Annotated in this window: 19 protein-coding genes; 12 read left to right on the top strand and 7 right to left on the bottom strand. The window is 44.5% G+C overall.

The features are described from left to right. Window positions 1–153 precede the first annotated feature (153 nt). Complete coding sequence (locus tag ACYX4W_RS09365; protein ID WP_476075355.1) at window positions 154–1185, top strand: alpha/beta hydrolase; 1032 nt, start codon at window positions 154–156, stop codon at window positions 1183–1185. 273 nt (window positions 1186–1458) lie between these two features. Here the strand turns inward: ACYX4W_RS09365 and ACYX4W_RS09370 are convergent, their stop codons facing one another. The 3 genes from ACYX4W_RS09370 to ACYX4W_RS09380 form a co-directional block, all read right to left on the bottom strand. Further along, window positions 1459–4575 (bottom strand): efflux RND transporter permease subunit, encoded by a 3117-nt coding sequence (locus ACYX4W_RS09370; protein WP_476075356.1) that lies wholly within the window; start codon window positions 4573–4575, stop codon window positions 1459–1461. Continuing rightward, window positions 4568–5626, bottom strand: coding sequence for an efflux RND transporter periplasmic adaptor subunit (locus ACYX4W_RS09375; RefSeq protein ID WP_476075357.1), 1059 nt, complete (start codon window positions 5624–5626; stop codon window positions 4568–4570). Before ACYX4W_RS09375 ends, ACYX4W_RS09370 begins: the two co-directional genes overlap by 8 nt. Before the next feature lie 142 nt (window positions 5627–5768). Further along, window positions 5769–7583: an ABC transporter transmembrane domain-containing protein gene (locus ACYX4W_RS09380; protein WP_476075358.1), complete on the bottom strand. Its 1815-nt coding sequence runs from the start codon at window positions 7581–7583 to the stop codon at window positions 5769–5771. A gap of 260 nt (window positions 7584–7843) precedes the next feature. On the opposite strand from ACYX4W_RS09380, the gene ACYX4W_RS09385 reads away from it, so the two are divergent. From ACYX4W_RS09385 to ACYX4W_RS09410, 6 genes are all read left to right on the top strand, one after another. Next, window positions 7844–8518 carry a DsbA family protein gene (locus ACYX4W_RS09385; RefSeq protein WP_476075359.1) on the top strand — a complete coding sequence of 225 codons (675 nt, stop codon included), beginning with the start codon at window positions 7844–7846 and terminating at the stop codon, window positions 8516–8518. A gap of 214 nt (window positions 8519–8732) precedes the next feature. Next, on the top strand, window positions 8733–8984 hold the full coding sequence (gene rpsP, locus ACYX4W_RS09390; RefSeq protein WP_105931878.1) for a 30S ribosomal protein S16: 252 nt from the start codon (window positions 8733–8735) through the stop codon (window positions 8982–8984). 23 nt (window positions 8985–9007) lie between these two features. Beyond that, window positions 9008–9529 carry a ribosome maturation factor RimM gene (rimM, locus tag ACYX4W_RS09395; protein WP_179982811.1) on the top strand — a complete coding sequence of 174 codons (522 nt, stop codon included), beginning with the start codon at window positions 9008–9010 and terminating at the stop codon, window positions 9527–9529. Continuing rightward, window positions 9530–10291 (top strand): tRNA (guanosine(37)-N1)-methyltransferase TrmD, encoded by a 762-nt coding sequence (gene trmD / locus ACYX4W_RS09400; protein ID WP_334057805.1) that lies wholly within the window; start codon window positions 9530–9532, stop codon window positions 10289–10291. A gap of 18 nt (window positions 10292–10309) precedes the next feature. After that, on the top strand, window positions 10310–10669 hold the full coding sequence (rplS, locus tag ACYX4W_RS09405) for a 50S ribosomal protein L19 (protein WP_024015986.1): 360 nt from the start codon (window positions 10310–10312) through the stop codon (window positions 10667–10669). Window positions 10670–10798: 129 nt separating this feature from the next. Next, window positions 10799–11449 carry a trimeric intracellular cation channel family protein gene (locus ACYX4W_RS09410; protein ID WP_474807912.1) on the top strand — a complete coding sequence of 217 codons (651 nt, stop codon included), beginning with the start codon at window positions 10799–10801 and terminating at the stop codon, window positions 11447–11449. An 88-nt stretch (window positions 11450–11537) separates the two neighbouring features. Here ACYX4W_RS09410 and ACYX4W_RS09415 read toward each other — a convergent pair whose 3' ends face one another. Continuing rightward, entirely contained in the window at window positions 11538–12254 is a 717-nt protein-coding gene (locus tag ACYX4W_RS09415; RefSeq protein WP_474807910.1) for an enoyl-CoA hydratase/isomerase family protein, read from the bottom strand. A gap of 179 nt (window positions 12255–12433) precedes the next feature. Here ACYX4W_RS09415 and ACYX4W_RS09420 point away from each other — a divergent pair, with 179 nt between their 5' ends. The 3 genes from ACYX4W_RS09420 (at window position 12434) to tyrA (ending at window position 15208) form a co-directional block, all read left to right on the top strand. Beyond that, window positions 12434–12631, top strand: coding sequence for a hypothetical protein (locus tag ACYX4W_RS09420; RefSeq protein ID WP_474807909.1), 198 nt, complete (start codon window positions 12434–12436; stop codon window positions 12629–12631). Window positions 12632–12889: 258 nt separating this feature from the next. After that, window positions 12890–13978 carry a 3-deoxy-7-phosphoheptulonate synthase gene (locus ACYX4W_RS09425; protein WP_474807907.1) on the top strand — a complete coding sequence of 363 codons (1089 nt, stop codon included), beginning with the start codon at window positions 12890–12892 and terminating at the stop codon, window positions 13976–13978. Between the two features lie 75 nt (window positions 13979–14053). Further along, on the top strand, window positions 14054–15208 hold the full coding sequence (tyrA, locus tag ACYX4W_RS09430; protein ID WP_474807905.1) for a bifunctional chorismate mutase/prephenate dehydrogenase: 1155 nt from the start codon (window positions 14054–14056) through the stop codon (window positions 15206–15208). A gap of 48 nt (window positions 15209–15256) precedes the next feature. On the opposite strand, the gene pheA is transcribed toward tyrA, so the two are convergent. The 3 genes from pheA to yciH form a co-directional block, all read right to left on the bottom strand. Next, window positions 15257–16438 (bottom strand): prephenate dehydratase, encoded by a 1182-nt coding sequence (pheA, locus tag ACYX4W_RS09435; protein WP_474854487.1) that lies wholly within the window; start codon window positions 16436–16438, stop codon window positions 15257–15259. Between the two features lie 308 nt (window positions 16439–16746). Next, on the bottom strand, window positions 16747–17547 hold the full coding sequence (locus ACYX4W_RS09440; RefSeq protein WP_118489812.1) for a response regulator: 801 nt from the start codon (window positions 17545–17547) through the stop codon (window positions 16747–16749). Between the two features lie 60 nt (window positions 17548–17607). Continuing rightward, on the bottom strand, window positions 17608–17940 hold the full coding sequence (yciH, locus tag ACYX4W_RS09445; RefSeq protein ID WP_269916119.1) for a stress response translation initiation inhibitor YciH: 333 nt from the start codon (window positions 17938–17940) through the stop codon (window positions 17608–17610). Window positions 17941–18110: 170 nt separating this feature from the next. Between yciH and ACYX4W_RS09450 the strand changes: the two genes are divergently transcribed. Both ACYX4W_RS09450 and ACYX4W_RS09455 read left to right on the top strand, forming a co-directional pair. Further along, complete coding sequence (locus ACYX4W_RS09450) at window positions 18111–18416, top strand: STAS domain-containing protein (protein WP_179982820.1); 306 nt, start codon at window positions 18111–18113, stop codon at window positions 18414–18416. A gap of 20 nt (window positions 18417–18436) precedes the next feature. After that, window positions 18437–20113 (top strand): SpoIIE family protein phosphatase, encoded by a 1677-nt coding sequence (locus ACYX4W_RS09455; RefSeq protein ID WP_476075360.1) that lies wholly within the window; start codon window positions 18437–18439, stop codon window positions 20111–20113. Window positions 20114–20158: the final 45 nt, after the last annotated feature.

Here is a 20158-nt window from a genome sequence, read left to right on the forward strand (position 1 = left end):
CCAGTCTCTCAAGTAAGTGCGTCTCAATTTAAGGTAAGTGCACAAGCGTTCCCAGTTGGTGTACAACCCTTCGACGATTATTTAAAAGACGTTGAGGGCTACCTTTTAAAGCACAGGGCATTTATATCCGACAACAAAACGCAAGAAATTGCCATGAACATGCCTTTTGAATGTGGCACACAATACCGTGACATCGGTGTGTTATTGGTTCATGGCCTTGGCGATTCACCTTATTTCTTTCGCGATGTGGCAAACGCCTTGTGTGATGAAGGCATACATGTAAGAACCATCTTGCTACCTGGGCATGGCTCAAAGCCAGGGGACATGCTAAACGTTAACTATGAACAGTGGCAGGCTGAAACCAATCACCACATAAAGCTGTTTTCTGAAGAAGTAGATAACCTCTACATAGGGGGCTTCTCAACGGGGGCAAATTTAACCACTATTGCAAGTTTTTCAATGGCCGACGAGCTCGATATTAAAGGGCTTATGCATTTTTCACCGGCCTTTAAGTCACGCTTTTTTGTGTCCCGTTTGGCGCCTTATATTGATTCATTGTTTCCTTGGCCTAATGTAGAAGAGGAAGATAACCCCAGCCGTTATAATTCCACCGCTATGCCCGGATTCGCTGCCTATCAGGAAAGCGTAAACGTGCTTCAAGAGTTGTTTTCTCAATCAGAAGGAAAGCGAACTTTGAACCTTCCTGTGCTAATGGTGGTGGCCGAAAAAGACAGCGTGGTTGATACCAAAAATATTGCTGAACAATTTAGAGATAATTTCATTCATCCGCGTAAGTGTCTATTGTGGCAGGGAGAGAAGAAACCTGAAGTGCCTGATAATACACTCATCATGCAAACCATGAACTTACCCGAACAGCGAATTAGCGCGGCTTCTCATATGAGTACACTTTTTTCTGAGCATAACTCCTTGTATGGAACGGAAAGTAGGTTTCGCATTTGTGACAACGGCCAAGGGAGTGATGCTGAAGCGCGCTGCAAAGCAGGGGAAGAAGTATGGTATGGACCTTGGGGATTTGAACCAGAGGTCGAAAACAACAGGCTTAGCAGTGATAAAGAAGAAAGAGTGTATGCAAGGCTCACGTATAACCCTTACTTCGAGAGGATGGTAGATCAGCTTCTGGCCTTTACAGGCAAGACTAAAGTTAAAGCTTTTTGTAAGAGCTAGTAAGAAGTTTAGTCCTCATAACGCGATTTATTTGTCTTTCGTATTTCTGCAGTATTTCAACTAAAAACGCCTAAGCCTATGCGTAATAACAATTGTGTTTGTTACTACGCCCGTGGCTGAGGTGTCTCTTTTATTTCTTAACGCTCCCTGACTGGCAAAGCGACTATTTATTATCGGTTTGAAAAGGGTTTAAGCACAAGTCAAGTACGTAAACATGGGGCAAACATTAAGTACCGCTTAAATAGGCGTAGCGCCTATCTAAGCGGGAAAATTTTAAGAGTGCTGAGCGTTCGCTTCTTCCATTTCTTTTTCAAGCTTAGCGCTTTCGTCTGCACGAGGCTTGGTAAAGCGGGCAAGAGCGAGATATAACACAGGCGTAAGGTAAAGAGTAAATACCACCGCGATACCCAGCCCGCCGAACACTACCCAACCAATTGCATTACGTGCTTCAGCACCTGCACCCGTAGATAGAATCAAGGGCAGGCCACCTAGAATTGTAGAAACTAAGGTCATCATAATAGGACGTAAACGCACCTTGCCAGCCTCAACAATAGCATCATAAATATCATAACCCTTATCGCGAAGCTGGTCGGCAAACTCAATCAGTAGAATGGCATTTTTGGCAAGTAGGCCAATTAACATAACTAGTCCGATTTGCGAGTATATGTTAATACTAGTGCCGGTTAAAAACAGCGCGTAGACCGCAACTGCAATACCAAAGGGCACGGTAAGCATAACAACAACGGCGCTATTCACACTTTCAAATTGGGCAGCTAGTACAAGCAAAACGATGACAAACGCTAAAATATAAGTAAGCGCGACCTGTTTGGACGTTTCTTCAAAGGTTTGTGCTTCACCTAAAAAGACCAACCCGATGCCATCGGGCAAAGTATCAAGCGCTAGCGTGCGTATTTGATCTACCACCTCACTAAGTGCCACATCTTCTGGTAGTTCCATTTCCACTTTTATTGCCCGTCGCTGGGCTTGACGTTCTAGTTCAGCAGCAACGCCTTCTTCGCTAATAAATGCCACACTAGAAAGCGGTACTAAATTTCCATCAACGCTTTTTACATACAGGCTCGTAAGCTCTGACGGGTCTAGCGTACTGCGATTATTAGTTTGCAGCATAATAGGAATGGCCTGATCGCCTACGTTTAAATCGGCAATGTCATCGCCATTAACGGCAGCGCGCAGCGTACTGGCGATGTCGGTAAGGGGCACGCCTAACTCCTCTGCACGACGGCGGTCTATATTTACGCGCATTTGTGGTTGGGTAGGGTCGTAGCTTATTCTGGGTCTGCCAAGCTCAGGAAGTTTTTCCTCAAGCTGGCGGGAAAAGTTTTGCGCTGCTAGAAATATGTTTTCATAGGTATCACCGGTAAGCGCAATCTCCAAACCGCCACCTTGACCGCGCAAGTTAAGGCTATTGCCTCCAAAAGCGTTTCCAGGTGCACCAGGTATCTGCTGAAGCTTAGGACGAATTTCGTTGACGACATCTTGAAGTGATTTGTCACGTTCATCCCAATGCTTAAGCGGTGCGGTAATAAATACAATGTTCGGATCCCATGAGCCAACTACCGTGTAAATCGAATCTATGGTGCCGTTTTCAACATAAGGAAGCAGCAGCTCTTCCATTTTTTCTGCTTGTCTATCCATAAAGTTCAGCCCAGCGCCATCAGGGCCGCGGGCAAATATCCGAATTGTGCCTCTGTCTTCGCTTGGCAAAAGCTCATTATCGATATTTTGTGACAATATATAAGCGCCACCGCCAGCGGCTAGGCTAAGTATGCCCACTACCCAGCCATACTTAAGGGCTTTTAGCAGTGAAGCTTGATATACACCAAGGCACGCATTACCAAAGCGTCCAAAGGTTTTACTAAACAAGCCGCCGCTTTTTGTTTCTTTTACTTTTAGGCGTGCGGTAAGCGCAGGTACCAAGGAAAGTGCAACAAAAGAGGAGATAACAACTGCACCAGCTAATACTCCACCAAACTCTCTAAACAGACGCCCAGCGGTTGAAGGAAGGAATGCAATGGGAATAAATACAGAGGCAAGTACTGCGGTGGTTGCCACTACGGCAAAAAATACTTCACGTGTGCCGATTACGGCTGCAGCACGAGCACCTAACCCCATACTTCTGCGACGCTGAATATTTTCAGAAACAACAATCGCATCGTCCACAATCATACCCGTGGCCAAAACGAGGGCGAGCAGGGTAAGGATGTTAATTGAAAAACCCATACCCCAAATAATTGCCAAGGCACCCGCTAGCGATACAGGAATAGAAAGCGCCGGAACAATGGTTGCGCGCCATGAACCAATAAATACCAATAACGTCACCACCACTAAAGCGACGGTAAGGCTAAGCGATATCACAACTTCTTTCACAGAATCTCTAATAAACTCCGCGTCGTCTGCCGTTACCGTGATGTGCATGTCGGTAAAGCGCTTGTCGAGATCTTTGACCATGGCGAGCACTTCATCAGAAATTTCTATGGTATTAGAGCTAGCTTGTCGAATAACGCCCACACCGATTACTGGTGTGCCGTCTAAGCGAACCACGCTGGTGGTATCGGCGGGGCCAAAGTAAACACTGGCGACATCATTAATGCGAATATCACCACTTACAACAATATTGCCAACATCTTCTGCCGAGACTGACGTTGCATCAGCTCGCACAATAAGCGCCTGTTCTGCCGATTGTATACTGCCTGCGGGAACATCAAAAGGCGCGAGCGATAGGGCGTCGGCTATATCACTCATGGAAAGACTAAAGCTGGTAAGGCGAAGCGGGTCAACGGATACGCGCAAGACACGTTCTCTATCGCCGTTTAGGGTAACATCCGCAACACCGGGAATGCTGAGAAACAAAGGCGCTACGTCTGTATCGACGCGCTCGGTGAGTGTTTCCATATCCAGGGTATCACTAGAGATAGCAAGGCTAACTACCGCTTGAGCATCGCTGTCTGCGCGAATGATTGCCACTTGCTCTACGTCCTCAGGAAGTTGACGCTGTACGCGACTTACAGATTCACGCACTTCATTGGCGGCATCTTCTAAGTTGACGCCAGGGCGAAACTCTACACGTACGCGGGCAGAGTTTTCTTCGCTTTGCGCGTATATATTTTTCACACCGCTAACGCGGGCAACTGCACCTTCCAGTCGGCCAGTAACTTCCGCATCCACGGTTTCAGGGGAAGCGCCGGGAAATTGCGCTGTAACCGTAACGCGAGGGGTATCAACATCGGGGAGTTCTCGAACCTCAAGCCCGCTTAAAGCGGCAAGGCCTGCAATGGCAATAAGCAGATTGAGAACAACGATTAAAACTGGGCGTCGTATTGAGAGTGAGGGAAGATCACTAACTGTAGACGATAGATTTGGATCACTCACCTTGAGGCCCTCCGGCCAATTCAGTAGTAATTTCTTGGCCTGTACGTAAGCGCTGTACGCCTTCTGAAATTAATGCGTCGCCTTCTTTAATATCGCCGGATACTAAGATAGTTCCTCTTAAACGCTGATGGACACTTACATCCACACGTTTGGCTTTCCCATCTTCAGCAAGCCAAATATACGCACCGGTTGCTCCCCACAGTAACGCGGCTTCAGGCACGGCAGCGTAGCGATCACCTTCAATGCTTAAGTTAACTCTAAAACTCATACCCGGACGGAATTTATCAGATGAGTTATCTAAAAGTGCGCGTGCACGAAGGGTGCGGTCAGCTTCATTAATACGAGAATCGACTTGCGCTATTTCGGCTTTCACCAGTTGTTCTTTATCGCTCCAAGGTTCAAGTGTGACGTTCGGCGCATTGAGCAAAACAGGAAGGGCGGCTTCAGGGGCTTTGAAATTGATAAAAAGCTTGCTTCTATTATCGAGCGTGGTGATAACCGTTTGTTCGTTAATCCGATCGCCTACCTCTACGTCGGTAATTCCAACAATGCCGTCAAAAGGCGCGACAATATGTCTGTCTTCTAAATCTGCTTTCGCTTCTTCTAATGCGACCTCAGCAAGATCACGCTGAGTGCGTGCTAGGTCTAGTTCGCTAACGGGTACTGCACCTTGCTTATAGCTTGAGGCTAAGCGCTCTACCGTGCGCTGGGCGTCTTCTAGAGTAAGTTTAGCGCGCTTTAATGCAGTTTGTTGTCGTCTATCGTCAAGGCGAACCAATACCTTGCCTTTCTCCACCGATTGGCCCGGTACGAAGTTAATTTCTGTTACTTCATCAGAAACGGCAGGATATAACACGATAGAGCGTACGGCTTCTGCACTGCCAACCGCTTCAACTTTTCGTGTTTCGTTCATAAATTGAATGGGCTTGGTCACAACAAGCTTCGCTTGTCTATCTCCCATAAACTGCGCGTTCGCAGTTGATACCATCACTAAAAAAAGAGCACAAAGACGTGTCCATGTCTTTAATGCATCATAGACTGAATATTTCATTTTAAACCCGTAGCGTTAGTTAAGTTTACTCTGCTCATCGCTGTAGAGAGCAGTAAACCCTTTATTTTTGTATGACCAAAACGGATGTTTAATAGCCGATTGGTTAACCTAATTGTTTGTACCGTATAGCACCACAGGCGGTTCAGCTAAGCAATTGCAGTTCAGCGTATTCCCTGTACAGGGTATCGCTTTTCATCAAAGTAGCGTGATTGCCACTTCCTACAACCTTGCCTTTATCCATAACCAAAATACGGTCAGCATGCTGTACTGTTGCAAGTCGGTGGGCTATGACGATGCTGGTTTTGCCTACCATTAGTCTATCTATCGCTTGCTGAACCATACGTTCACTCATGGCATCAAGCGCGCTCGTCGCTTCATCGAGCAGTAAAATTGGGCGGTCGGCCAAAATAGCGCGAGCAATAGCAATACGTTGTTTTTGGCCACCAGAAAGCTTCACGCCCCTTTCGCCTAACTGGGTGTTATAACGTTCATCAAGGCTATCAATAAATTCGTGAGCAAAGGCTTGCTTTGCCGCATTTACTACGGCTTCATCGGAGGCTTCAGGGCTGCCGTAACGAATGTTCTCCATTACGGTATCTGCAAATACTACGGGCTCTTGAGTGACAATCGCAATATGCTGCCTCAGTACATTAACGGGCATTTTGTTAATCGGCATCCCGTTAAACAGAATTTGCCCGCTACTTGGGTCGTAAAAACGCATTAGCAATTGAAAGAGGGTGGTTTTACCTGCGCCACTCGCGCCAACTAAAGCAAGGCGTTCTCCAGCTTGTATATCAATGTCCAAGTTATCAAACAAAGGTTTACTATCTGGATATGCAAAGGAAACTTTGTCCAACTGAATTCGAGGGGCAGCCTTGGAAATTGAAACCTTATTTTCAACCTCTTTGACGTTAGATTCTACTGTGTGCTTAGGCTCGGTAATTTTGTTTGCCTCATCTGATACAGGTTTAATAGCTGACTCAGTAGTAAATAGTTCGTATAAACGCTCGCTCGCCCCCACACCACGCTGTACTTCGCCTATGACTTCACTAATAGTAGCCACACTGCCGCCAGCCATAACGGCATAGAAAAGAAAGGCAGAAAGCTCGCCTACTGTCATGGTTCCGTCAAGTACTTGCCTTGCGCCTACCCAGGCAATAAAAATAATAGCTGTCATGCTGATACACATAATGCAGCCAATCAGTAATGAACGGTAATGGATACGCTTTTTGGCTACATCCATGGCAAGCTCAACTTTTCTAGAAAAGTGCAGGCGCTCAGCATTTTCAGCGGTATAGGCCTGTACGGTCATAATTTCATGTAAACTTTCATCAATTCGTGCACCCAAATCTGCCACTTTGTCCTGGCTTTCTTTGGCATAACGGCGTACTTGAGGCGCCAGTACTTTGATAGGAACCAGCACCGCGGGTACTGCAACAATTACACAGAAGGTAAGAAGGGGACTGGAAAAGGTCATAAGGGCCAGTGCACCAACAAAAGTCACGACCGAGCGAAGGGTCATCGACAAACTCATTCCCACCACAGTCTGGATGATTGTCGTATCGCTGGTAAATCGAGATATTACTTCTCCTGTTCGAAGTTCTGCGAAAAATGACGGCGGAAGCGAGAGAAGATGCGCATATACCTGGTTTCGAATATCTGCGCTAACCCGTTCGCCGAGCCAAGTCATTAAGTAAAAGCGCGCATAAGTTGCTAAACAGGCGATGATGGTTATAGCAAGAACCATAACCGTAGCTTTGTTTAAGGTGTCGGCAGCGTTTTCGATAAAGCCGCTATCTATCGCGTACTTAATGCCTTGTCCAAGTAAAAGCCATGCGATAGCTGCGGTAAAAAGGGCGATGACAGCGCCTACAACTCTTGTTTTATATTGAAGTAAATGTGAGCCAATCCACTTTAAGACTTGCTTTGTTGATACGGTTGGTAGCGGTGTCGTCAAAATTACCTCGTTGCGTGCGTTACTTCGTTATAGCGCTGTCTCTAGAGCGCCATTTGACATTGATGATTGGATTATACGGTAAAGCGTGTACATTGGACGTAACCAATGCGACTACAGCGGCAGTATTTACGCTGGGATGAGAATTGAGTGAAGTATTAAACAATTAACGCAGTAAATTAATAAAGCTAAATATTTGTAGCGTTAACTTGCGTGAAAAATTAAGTGTTTTCGTTAGACAGCGGCCAGCAAAGGTGACAATGATGGAAGAGAAGCGAACTTTATATTACGTGCACGACCCCATGTGCAGCTGGTGCTGGGCGTTTGTTCCCACTTGGGAAAAAATACAAAGTGACTTGCCCAGTGATATTGAGGTTGTCTATTTACTTGGCGGTCTTGCACCAGATAGTGATGTGCCGATGCCTGAACAAATGCAGCTTACTATTGCTGGATACTGGAAAACTATTCAAGAACGAGTGCCAGGCACCCAGTTTAATTACGACTTTTGGACACAATGTCAGCCCCGCCGTTCGACCTATCCTTCGTGTCGAGCAGTTATTGCGGCTAAAGCGCAGGCTAAAGATAGTGATGAAGCAAAAATAGTAGAGAAAGCAATGATCAAGGCAATTCAAGAAGGGTACTACTTGAACGCAAGAAACCCCTCGGATTTTGATACCTTGATAGCATTTGCTGAAGAAATAGGGCTTGATGTCGAGCGCTTTAAATTAGCGCTTAATAGTGAAAGTACTGTTGAGAAACTTAACGAAGAAATGCATATGGCTCGTAGTATCGGCGCCCAAGGTTTCCCCAGTTTAATACTCAAATCCGGCAAACCTGCCGAGGCAAGAGAGACAGAGTCGCAAGAGCTTAAAAACGCACAGTGCCAAAACGTTCCCTACGACTATAATGACGCAAGTGTAACCTTGCGCCATTTATAACCGTCGTTTAAAAATGGGATAGGTTTAAACGGTGTCTTCTTTGCATTGTTCTAAACGCGTATTACCAACAAAATATTATAAGTTAAACAAGACTTTTACTTGCATTGAACGGTGATATCCGTATAATTCGGCGGCCTTCCAATTGGCGTCTAATTTTTAGTCGCTGAATGAAGGCTTAAGTTAACGGTAACGCTACAACGAGTTTGAGGCATTTATGGTTACTATTCGTTTACAGCGTGGTGGCGCGAAAAAGCGTCCATTTTATCAACTAGTGGTGGCTGATAGCCGTCGTGCAAGAAACGGTCGTTTCATTGAAAACATCGGTTTCTTCAACCCAACTGCACAAGGTCAAGCGGAACGTCTTCGCGTAGATCTAGAGCGTGTAGATTACTGGGTTGGCGTAGGCGCGAGCTTATCAGATCGCGTTTCTAGCTTGGTAAAAGAAGCGAAAAAATCTGCAGCGTAAGCTGTTATTAACTGGTGGTATAGATGAGTCTAGCGTCTGACAAAGTGATTGTTGGCAAAATTGGCGCACCGTACGGTGTTAAAGGTTGGGTCAAAATCAACAGCTATACAGAAACGCCAGAAGGTATTTTCGAGTACACGCCATGGTTTCTTGGCGAAGAAAAAGAATACCAAATTGACCAGTGGCGACCGCACGGTAAAAGCCTCGTTGCAAAAATTGTGGGCGTTGATAGTCGAGATGATGCCGAGCGCATCAAAAACTTGGATATCAACATAAATGCTTCACAGCTGCCTGATTTAGGCGACGAAGGGGTTTATTGGCGTGAGCTCACCGGCATGAAAGTGGTAACAACGCAAGGTTACGACTTGGGTGTGGTGAAAGAAGTGTTTAATACAGGTGCTAACGACGTGATCCACGTTAAAGCGAATGTAGGCGATGCTTTTGGTCAAAAAGAAAGACTATTACCTTTTGTGTTCGACGAAGTCGTACAAGAGGTGGATAAAGAAGCGAAGGTCATTAAAGTTGACTGGGACCCGGGGTTTTAAGTGACACCGGAAAAGTGGTTTGGCGTTGTTAGCCTGTTTCCAGATATGTTTGCCCCTTTTACCCAACAGGGTGTGATAGGACGAGCTGTTAAGTCTGGAACGGTATCGGTTGACACCTTCAACCCCCGTGACTTTACACATGATCGCCATCGTACAGTAGACGATCGCCCCTACGGAGGCGGCCCCGGTATGCTGATGATGGTAAAACCGCTAACTGACGCGATACAAGCCGCCAAGAAAGTGGGTGGCGAAAAAAGTAAGGTGATCTACTTATCACCACAAGGGAAACCCCTTGACCAAGCAGGCGTACAGCGCCTTGCTAACATTGACCGCACAATTTTAATTTGCGGCCGATATGAAGGCATCGACGAGCGAGTAATTGAAAGCCATGTAGATGAAGAAGTCTCTATTGGTGATTACGTGCTAAGCGGCGGTGAACTGCCAGCAATGGTCCTTATGGACGCGGTTGCTCGATTAGTTCCTGGCGTGTTGGGGCATAAAGCTTCAGCAGTTGAAGATTCTTTCACTGACGGTCTTTTGGATTGTCCGCACTATACGCGGCCCGAAATACTCGATGGTCAAAAGGTACCTGATGTGTTGTTAAGTGGGGACCATGAAAAAATTAGGCAGTGGCGATTGATGCAATCATTAGGTAGAACCTGGCAGCGTCGCCCTGAATTGTTAAATCACCTAGCTCTGACTGAGGAGCAGCAGCGTTTGCTTGAATTATTCCAAGCGCAACTGCAGCAAGATGACAGTTAACTAGGACGAGAGGATATGATGAGCAAAGTCAGTCAAGATATCATCAAAAAAATCGAAGAAGCACAGCTAAAGACTGATGTTCCTGCGTTTGGTCCAGGTGACACAGTAGTTGTTAAAGTTCGCGTTACCGAAGGTGACAAAGAGCGTCTTCAGGCATATGAAGGTGTTGTTATCGCTAAGCGTAACCGTGGTCTGCACTCGTCTTTTACCGTGCGTAAAATTTCTAGCGGCGAAGGCGTTGAGCGTGTGTTCCAAACACACAGCCCGGCAGTTTCTTCAATTGAAGTTAAACGTCGCGGTGCGGTTCGTCGTGCTAAGCTTTACTATCTACGTGAGCGTTCAGGTAAATCTGCACGTATCAAAGAGAAGCTTAACTAAGATTACTAATCCTTGCGTTATTGTTAACTTCGAAAAAGCCCGCTTCAAGCGGGCTTTTTTGTGCCTGAATTTCGATCTTTTTCCTGTTCTATCCATTACATACATTAAGGTTTTTTAATAGAGTGTAGAATGACTTCCGAATATTTTATTGTGCTAGGCATTATGGGTGTTGCCTTCTTCGCCATATCAGGTGCACTGCTAGGACACGAGAAAAATATTAACGGTTTTGGAATAGTGGTAGTGGGCGTTATGACGGCGCTTGGCGGAGGTACGCTAAGAGACTTACTTTTGGGAAAGCCGATATTCTGGGTAGAAGCCTCCGAATACATTCTAGCAACTTACAGTGCGATCTTCGTAACTGTGATATTGATACGATATTTTCCATCCCCTTCAAATTTCTACTTCATTCTGATTGATACCATAGGGCTCGCTATATTTAACGTAATAGGTATCGAAAAAGCCTTAATTAGCGGTACAGGGATGATTGTCGCTTTAACCATGGGAATGACCACAGGCATCTTTGGTGGCTTGATGAGGGACGTGGTGTGCAGAGAAGTGCCTTATGTTATGCGTGGAGATGTCTATGCGAGCGCCTGTTTTGCGGGGGGGTTGACGTATGCTGCGCTATTTGCAGTAGATATCCCCTATATTTGGTGTATTTTAGGCTCAGTTGGCGTAACCGTTTTACTGCGGATAGCATCACTTCATTGGGGAGTGAATGTAGACTTGTTCAGAAAAAGGACGTCGAAGCTTTCAGAAAAAAACACTAACGATAAATGAGTTTATATAAAAAAATTACTGCGTAAGGCTATGTTAACCTCTTGGCTTACATAGCCCTGTTAAATGTAATACCCGTCCTCAAAGACAATTAAGCCATAAGAGAAAGCGCCTCAATAAGTGGCTTATTTTCGCTGTCTATAGTGTGAATAATATGTTTGTGCAGTCGTTTTTTGTGCTCACCAAATATACCTCGCTTTTTATCAAAGGTTTTTGCGTAGTTCAATGCACCTTCCAGCAAGCTTTCCTGTGTATCATATGCCTTCTCTATTACATGATCTTTCTCTAACTCTTTACCTGAAACCCGTCTTCCAGAAAGCTTCATTTCGTTAAACCGATAATAAGGCATCGCCTTTTTAACAAACTCAATCATTCCCGGTAAAAAAGGAATAGACAAGTCTACTTCAGGGAAACAGAAGAAGCCTTTGTCTGAGCGCATGAATCTAAAGTCGCAAGCACACGCCAAAATTGCTCCATTGCCAAAGGCGTGACCATTGATGGCAGCGATAACAGGAAGCGGGTAGAGGAGCAGGGTTTTAAAGACATCGTCCATGTCATGCATGAACTGCTTTATTTCTTCTGTGCGACCCGCTTTCATAGCCGGCATCAGCCAATCGGTATCGATGCCTAAGCTAAAGCATTTCTCATCGTTTGATGTGATCACCAGTGCTTTACAGCTTTCATTGCTTTTAATAGCACCTAAAGCTGAAAGCATCTCTTTTGCAAATACAGGGTTATGGCGGTTTTCACCATCTGTCATGGTTAGTGTAGCTACGTCGCCAGTATAGGTGATGGTTAAATGTTGCATTGTGTTCTCGTTATTATTCCTTTGTGGCAATCATACAAAACCTAGCCAATAAATGAGAAATTTAGCTTACTTATGCCCGTCAATAACCTGAGATAAATAAATTTAAGATGCATAAATTTAAGGTGCACGGAGATGTGCATCAGTAACGTAAGCTTGCTTGGCTTCTTCGGGGATCAAAAGTGAAGAAAATATATATTAAATTCATTGCTAACCAATTGGGATTATCGGTGTTGATGTTTGCTGCTTGGAGCTTTTTTGCTGGTATCGAGAATGCCAGAGAGATGTTATTTGTAATAGCAGTATTATCGAGTGCGATGGCTGGTGAAGTACTTATGGGTGACGCTTACAATATGGGGAAGCTAAGTAAAAAGGATTAAACCTCACTGCCGATTAAAATTTGAGCTTTAAATATGGGGCATTGCCATTTAGTCATGCTCATTTGCTTCGAATCTACCCTAGATTAAAGTATTATTCGTTATTGCTTGCGCTATTATTCGTAAGTTGTTAAAAAGTCAATGACGTTAAAGAAATATAGAAAAAGCTGGTTGTACAATAAAGTTTACATGCAGATTGCACACTCTTTTGGCGTTTAATTTTCCGTTTTTATTTGTAGTTAAGAGAGTAAGAGAACTCCCATGATCAAGGACACCGTAAATAATGTTCACGTAAGTACAGAAGACGTACTTATTACCCCAGAAGCGCTTAGTGCTGAATTGCCTGTATCAGACAAAGCGTTAGCGGCCATTTCTGAGTCTAGAAAGATTGTTTCAGATATTATTCATCGCCGCGACCACCGATTACTCGTAGTGTGTGGTCCATGCTCCATACACGACATCGAAGCAGCCAAAGAGTATGCGCTTAAGCTTAAAGAGCTTCATGAGTCATGCAAAGACACGCTGTTTATCGTTATGCGTGTGTACTTTGAAAAGCCGCGCACTACAACGGGTTGGAAAGGTTTAATTAATGACCCTCATATTGATGGTACGTTTGATATTGAAACCGGTCTTCGCAAAGCGAGAGAGCTTCTAATTTGGTTAGCTGAGCTGGAATTGCCTGTTGCTACAGAAGCACTAGATCCAATAAGCCCTCAATACCTTGCTGAGCTATTTAGTTGGTCTGCTATTGGTGCGCGTACTTCTGAATCACAAACTCACCGCGAAATGGCCAGTGGTCTGTCTATGCCAGTGGGCTTTAAAAATGGTACAGATGGTAGCCTTGATATTGCAATTAACGCGCTGAAATCAGCGGCGTCAGGTCACCGTTTTATGGGAATTAACAAGCAAGGGCAGGTAAGCATTATCGGCACCAGTGGTAACCCAGACGGCCATATCATTTTGCGCGGTGGTAAGCAGCCAAATTACGATTCGGTATGTGTATCAGAATGCGAAATCGAGCTTCAGGATGCTGGATTGACTGCGGGGTTAGTGGTTGATTGCAGCCATGCAAATTCTTCTAAAGATTACCGCCGCCAGCCGTTAGTTGCGCAGAACGTGGTAAATCAAATCCTAGAAGGTAATCAGTCTATCATTGGCGTTATGCTGGAAAGTCATTTGAAGCCCGGTAACCAAAAAGCGGAAGGTAAGAAACCCGAAGAACTAGACTACGGAGTTTCAATTACAGACGGTTGTATCGATTGGGAAACAACAGAAAACTTAATCTCTCAAACCAGAGATAAATTAATAACTGTGTTACCCTTACGCCAAAATAAGCGCACGGTGGCCTAGTAAGAAATGACGCCTAATGGGCAATATAAATATTGCCCGTAAGCCCCGTGCCATTTGATTCAAGGATAAGACAGAATGGCCGATTTATCGCAGCACTTAAAACAGTTAGATACGCTGCGTGAAGGTATCGACGAGCTGGATTCCCAGCTTGTCGAATTACTTGCTAAACGCAATCAAATCACAACCCAAGTAGGCCAGATCAAGGCTCAAGCAGGCATGCCTGTTTACGTGCCAGAGCGCGAGAAAGCGTTGATCGCGTCTCGCCGCGCTCAGGCTGAAGCGCTAGGGGTTTCTCCCGAACTTACTGAAGACCTTTTACGCCGCGTAATGCGAGAGTCTTACCATACGCAGAACAACAAATACCGCTGTGTGAAACCTGATGTCGACAACGTTGTTGTCATAGGTGGAGCAGGGGCGCTTGGTCGTGTGTTTGTGAGCTTGTTCGAACGAAGTAACTACAATGTTTCAGTTGTGGAAAAAGACGACTGGGAAAGTGGTAGGGCAGCATCTTTGTTAAGTTATGCTTCATTGGTCGTCGTAGCTGTACCTATAAACTTAACAGAAGCCGTGATCAGCAAGCTAACTATGCTACCAAAAGATTGTGTGCTCGCAGATATAACCAGTATTAAAGCTAAGCCTTTAGAGGCGATGCTTGCCGTACACAGTGGCCCTGTCGTTGGGTTACACCCTATGTTTGGCCCAGATGCGCCAGGCATGATTAAGCAGGTAGTCGTAGTGTGTGATGGTCGTGACAGCGACAAGTACAGTTGGCTGATTGAACAAATGCGAATTTGGGGTGCCACAGTTCACGACTCGAGCGCACAAGAGCACGATCAAGCTATGGCCTATATTCAGGTCATGCGCCACTTCAACACCTTTGTATACGGGCAACATTTGAAAGGTGAAGATCCTAACCTTGAATCCCTGACCATGTTTAGCTCACCTATTTATCGGTTAGAGCTAGCAATGGTTGGAAGACTGTTTGCCCAGTCCCCGCAGCTCTATGCTGATATCATCTTTAACAACCCTGACAACTTTGCACTGCTACGTCGTTTTTACGAGCGCTTTGGTATCGCCTTATCGTTACTTGAAAACGGAGACAAAAAAGGGTTTGTCGAGCAGTTTATGAAAGTTGGAGCATGGTTTGGAGATTATGCGAAGAAGTGCTTAGTAGATAGCAAACAAATGTTATTGAAGGCTGATGATGGTCAACTTCTAAGAGATAAGTAAACTAAAAGAATGAATAAGAAGGCGAGCAATGAGCTCGCCTTTTTTGCATTAGTTTGTCAATGCGCTTGCCGCTGCCACTTTAGTTGGGCTAATTTCCTCACTTGGGTAACATCCCAGCACTTTGATGTAGCGCGTAATACCTCGCAATGCATCCAGGGCATTTTGTACGGGGCCGTCTTCTACGTTGCCTTCCACATCAATGTAAAACATTTCTTCCCACGGGTTACCAGGCATTGGGCGAGACTCGAGCTTAGTCATATTTATGCTGTTTTCTCGAAGCACGAGCAACGCTTCAACAAGCGCTCCTGGCTTTTGAACGGTAGACATAACAAGCGTAGTTTTAGCCGGCACCTGTAAAGGCACCACAACCGGATTACGTGCCACAACGATAAAGCGACTATGGTTTTCCTTTTGGTTGGCCAAATTACTCTTAATTGCCATAAGGCCGTAAAGATTTCCGCCAGCTTCGCTTCCTATAGCAGCAACATCGTCGCGTTTTAGCTCGCTAACCGTCAACATGGCAGAGCTAGTACTATCCATGGTTTTCACTTCAACGTTACCGAGTTCCGCTAAGAAGTGGCTGCATTGGGTAAATACCTGTGGATGCGCATAAAGCGTTTTAATCTTATCTATTCTTGTGTTCGTTCCCACCAATAAGGTATGTCGAATTGGGTGGGTAAGCTCGCCGATAATACTTAGCTGAGTATGCTGCAGCTGGTCGTACACTTCATTGATACTGCCTGATGTTGTATTTTCTATAGGCAAAACTGCGTAATCGGCTTCTGTGCTTTCAACTTTGTGAACAATTTCAGCGAAGCTTTGACAGCCAATTTCAAGCAATTCGCCAGGTCTGCGTGAGAAATACTTCTGCGTAGCTAAATATGAATAAGAGCCCTTGTCGCCTAAAAACGCCACGCGGTTCAATGGCAGGGTGCTGCCAGGGTTAGCGCGCTCTGCAAGCATAGCTTGTTGATTTAAAACAGAGTCTTCGATAATGACATGAAAAATCTGTGTTACATAATGAGGGTCCAAGCCGATATCTTGCCCTTCTTTTATTAGGCGAACTAATAGCTGTTCTTCACGCTTTTGATCTCTTACAGGAATGTGGTGCTTTATCTTTGTCTCAGCAACTTCGTTGGTTAATTTTCTGCGTTCCGAGAGTAGTGTGAGTAATTCACTGTCTAAAGCGGTAATGCGCTCTCTAACAGTATCTAGTGCATTGTCTGACATAGGGTTCCCGTGTGAGTCGTGTAAAAATGTTGCTAAAAAAAAACCTCCCTAAAGGGAGGTTTTCATGCATGTAGACTGCGCCTCCCTAATTAAAGGATGTAAACGCAAAAAAGAAAAATGCTACGTGCTTTATATTCTGTTTCATAACCATGAATGTATGTTGAAGCCCTATTTGTGTCAACTCATTTTTACGAAATGTATAGTTGTTTTTGATATGAGGGACTTGAAAAAGAGCTAAAAATAAGTTTGCCGCAAATCGCTAACTTTTTGTGACATGCGGCCATAGCTTTTATAAGCTTCAGTGAAAGCTAGTTACCTAGAAGTGCAGAGAGCATTTGGCGCACTTCATTTGGCTCAAACGGCTTGTCGCATAACGCATTGACTCCAGTTTGCTGGATGTTTGCCATGTGTGCGCTATCTGCTGATTCAGACGTCACCATAATAATAGGAATGTGGGTAGTTTCTGGGTTAAAACGAATGAACTCAGACAACTCTCGACCATCCATTTCTGGCATGTTGTAGTCAGTCACAACGAGATCGAAAGCTTGGTCTTTTATCAAAGTAAGTGCTGCGGCACCATTTTCTGCCTCTTGAATTCGCTGTAGCCCCATTCCTTCAAGCACGCGTCTAATGTGATTCCTTGCAAGCTTGCTGTCATCAACTAGCAGCACTCGAACATCGTGTACGTCGAATAAATCGAGTTCTAATTCATCGTGGTTTATAAGGTCAAGGCTAGCATTTAGCGCACGAGACAAGTGAAGAGGCTCAAACGGTTTGGGAAGGATAGCGGCAACACCTGCTTGTTTAAACTCTTCTAACTTGCTCAATCGGTTTTCACTAGATACCAGCATAAATGGAATGCTCTTAAATTCATCATCTTCTTTGATGAATTTAAGAAGTTCTAGTGCGGTTCCATCTTCATAGTACATCGCACTTACAATTAAATCGGCGCCATGAGCTTTAACCGCGGAACGGGCTTCGGAAAGGGTACTGACTGGGTCAATTTCCTTAACGTTTTCCTTTAACAGCAACGTAGTAATAATTTTTCGTTGTGTATCAGAAGGCTCAACCAAAATAATATGTAAATCAGAAATTGACAGCTTTTCCATTTCAGACTCTTTTTGTTATATGTTTATGAAAAAGTGAGAGCGAACCGGTAGTTTTTATCGCTAACCACCTGCAAGCTTAACTTTGTACCCTTTATCGGTAAGTAGCGATCGCAGTTTTTCTCTGTCATCGGTTTGAACCTCAATGACTCCTTCTTTCACTGCTCCGCCGCAACCGCATTTCTTTTTTAGTTCTGAGCCTAATTTCTTTAATTCATCCGAAGGAAGATCCAGCCCTTTAATTAATGACACGCCTTTCCCTTTGCGACCTTTTGTTTCTCGATGAATACGAACTACGCCGTCAGTAGACACTGACCGTTGCTCAGCTTTTTGCTCAGGCTTTATTTTGCCGCTCTGTGTGCTGTAAACCAATAGAGCGTCTTGCCAATCTTGCATAAATACCTCAATAAATCCTGTAAAACCATCTTTAATACACTAAACAAAGTGTAATCATACGAAAGTTTAATTAGCCTTCGATGGCGATGTAGAAAAGTTCAACTAGAATAAGGATAGCAAAGATAAAAGCATGTATTGAAGCATTTCTGCTGACATTTTAAGGAAAGCATATGGAAATAACGTCAAGCTATCAGAATCAAGGGAAAGTATTAGTTATAGATGTGGGTACAAAGTTCGACTTCAGCAAAGTAGAAGACTTCAGAAACGCCTACAGTGAGCTTAACAATGATGTGAGTCATATCACTGTTGACCTGTCTCGTACAGAGTATATGGATAGCTCAGCCTTAGGCATGTTGTTGAATATGCAAAAAACGCTAGCCGAAAGAACGCTTACGTACAGTATTGAAAATGCCAGACCTCAAGTGGCTAAGATCCTCAAAATATCTCGGTTCGATAAGAAGTTCGACATTAAATAGCCTGTAGAAAGGACCCTCTTTTGAAAATCCTTATTGTTGATGATGAGGCAATCAACCGTACTTTATTGACTAACATGCTTTACAACGCAGGCTATAAAAAATGCGTAGAAGCCGTTAATGGCGTAGAGGCGATTGAAAAGTTTATTGAGGAGCAGCCAGATCTCGTGCTGCTTGATGTGGTTATGCCTGGTCTGTCAGGCTTCGATGTTGCGCCTAAAATTCGACAACTCGCAAAAGGCCCTTATCTTCCCATTCTTTTTATCACGGCTTTAGAAGATAAAGACAGTTTAGTACGCTGTTTGGAAGTAGGAGGCAATGATTTTGCAACTAAACCTTTCGACCGTCATATTTTAATAGCCAAAATTCGAGCGCATTTAAAAATACGCGCGCTCAGTGAATACGTTGAAGAACAAAACAAAACGCTACGACTTTTCAACCAACGGGTGGCGCGCGAACACTCCATCGTAGAACACATATTCAGTCATGCTATTGTTAATCGCCCGGAAGTGCAGGCTCACTTCGACTGTTTCCTCAAACCTGCTGAAACCTTTAACGGAGACTTGTTTCTGTGTGAGGCAAGCCCAAGCGGTGGTATTTATTTCATCGTGGGAGACTTTACCGGTCATGGTCTTGCCTCAGCCATTGGGGCGCTGCCTGTGACACGTGCGTTTCAAGAGTTAAGTCAGCAAGGCGTATCTGTTTCTGAAATTGTGAGTGAACTAAATCAAATACTCATCAGGTTTTTACCCAGTGACATGTTTATGGCGGCAGTGATTGGTGAAATTAATGCTCAAGGGAATCGTATAAACTTATGGCAGGGCGGGATGCCTGCAGTGATTATTCCCGCTAAAACAAATATGGCGTTGCGTAAGTTCTCTTCTCGCCATATGGCCTTGGGTATTTTGGAAGAACATGAACTAAATACGGATACTGACACGATCAACTTGGGGCATAACGAGCAATTAGTTGTATGCAGCGACGGGCTTATAGAAATCGCCAACGGCAATGGTGATATGTTGTTAGAAGAAGGGTTAGTCGAGATAATAAAAGAACAAATGACGGAGAACGGCGCTATCAAGGCAAAGTCTTTATTTGACCGAGCCAAAGCACACTTTACGACATCTACATTTCATGATGATGTGACCTTGGTTGTATTTACTTCAAAACCAATAAAGATGCCGGTACAAAGCCAAGTCGAAAGTAGTTTTCCCTCAGTACATGAAGTTGTTCTTGAGGCAAAACATCTTAAGGAACCCGATGTTCTGCCTCGTGTACTGCAATTAACCGGACAATGTGAGGGGATTCAAGGTATTCGCTCCATTGTGTACACGGTTTTATCCGAATTATTCAATAATGCACTTGAGCACGGTATCCTAAACTTAAATTCAAAACTGAAGCGTGATAGCGGGGGCTTTCAACAGTATTACGAAAAACGCGAAGCGTCATTAAAAGTGTTGGAACATGGGCACATTATCATCAGAGTAGAGTCCTTACCCATGAAAGGCGAAGTGCTGATCTCGGTTGAGGACAGTGGGCAAGGGTTCCAATGGGAAGATAAAAATCATTTAGCAGGAACACGTTCATCTAATGACGAGTGTTACGGTCGAGGCATTCCCCTTATCAATGCCCTTTGCGAAAGAGTATGGTTTGAAAATAACGGAAGCAAAGTTCTCTGTCTGCTAAGTACCCGAAATTAGCCTATGGCTAGTTATACGCTTTTAGTATTGTTAGCGTGGTTTATA

Source organism: Alteromonas sp. ABH4_454 (assembly GCF_056311775.1).

What these genes read in the sequence shown, in the direction of transcription:
- ACYX4W_RS09365 (WP_476075355.1), top strand. Translation starts at nt 154, where the DNA reads ATGAACATGCCTTTTGAATGTGGCACACAATACCGTGACATCGGTGTG.
- ACYX4W_RS09375 (WP_476075357.1), bottom strand. Translation starts at nt 5,626, where the DNA reads ATGAAATATTCAGTCTATGATGCATTAAAGACATGGACACGTCTTTGT.
- ACYX4W_RS09385 (WP_476075359.1), top strand. Translation starts at nt 7,844, where the DNA reads ATGGAAGAGAAGCGAACTTTATATTACGTGCACGACCCCATGTGCAGC.
- rpsP (WP_105931878.1), top strand. Translation starts at nt 8,733, where the DNA reads ATGGTTACTATTCGTTTACAGCGTGGTGGCGCGAAAAAGCGTCCATTT.
- rimM (WP_179982811.1), top strand. Translation starts at nt 9,008, where the DNA reads ATGAGTCTAGCGTCTGACAAAGTGATTGTTGGCAAAATTGGCGCACCG.
- rplS (WP_024015986.1), top strand. Translation starts at nt 10,310, where the DNA reads ATGAGCAAAGTCAGTCAAGATATCATCAAAAAAATCGAAGAAGCACAG.
- ACYX4W_RS09410 (WP_474807912.1), top strand. Translation starts at nt 10,799, where the DNA reads ATGACTTCCGAATATTTTATTGTGCTAGGCATTATGGGTGTTGCCTTC.
- ACYX4W_RS09415 (WP_474807910.1), bottom strand. Translation starts at nt 12,254, where the DNA reads ATGCAACATTTAACCATCACCTATACTGGCGACGTAGCTACACTAACC.
- ACYX4W_RS09425 (WP_474807907.1), top strand. Translation starts at nt 12,890, where the DNA reads ATGATCAAGGACACCGTAAATAATGTTCACGTAAGTACAGAAGACGTA.
- tyrA (WP_474807905.1), top strand. Translation starts at nt 14,054, where the DNA reads ATGGCCGATTTATCGCAGCACTTAAAACAGTTAGATACGCTGCGTGAA.
- pheA (WP_474854487.1), bottom strand. Translation starts at nt 16,438, where the DNA reads ATGTCAGACAATGCACTAGATACTGTTAGAGAGCGCATTACCGCTTTA.
- ACYX4W_RS09440 (WP_118489812.1), bottom strand. Translation starts at nt 17,547, where the DNA reads ATGGAAAAGCTGTCAATTTCTGATTTACATATTATTTTGGTTGAGCCT.
- yciH (WP_269916119.1), bottom strand. Translation starts at nt 17,940, where the DNA reads ATGCAAGATTGGCAAGACGCTCTATTGGTTTACAGCACACAGAGCGGC.
- ACYX4W_RS09450 (WP_179982820.1), top strand. Translation starts at nt 18,111, where the DNA reads ATGGAAATAACGTCAAGCTATCAGAATCAAGGGAAAGTATTAGTTATA.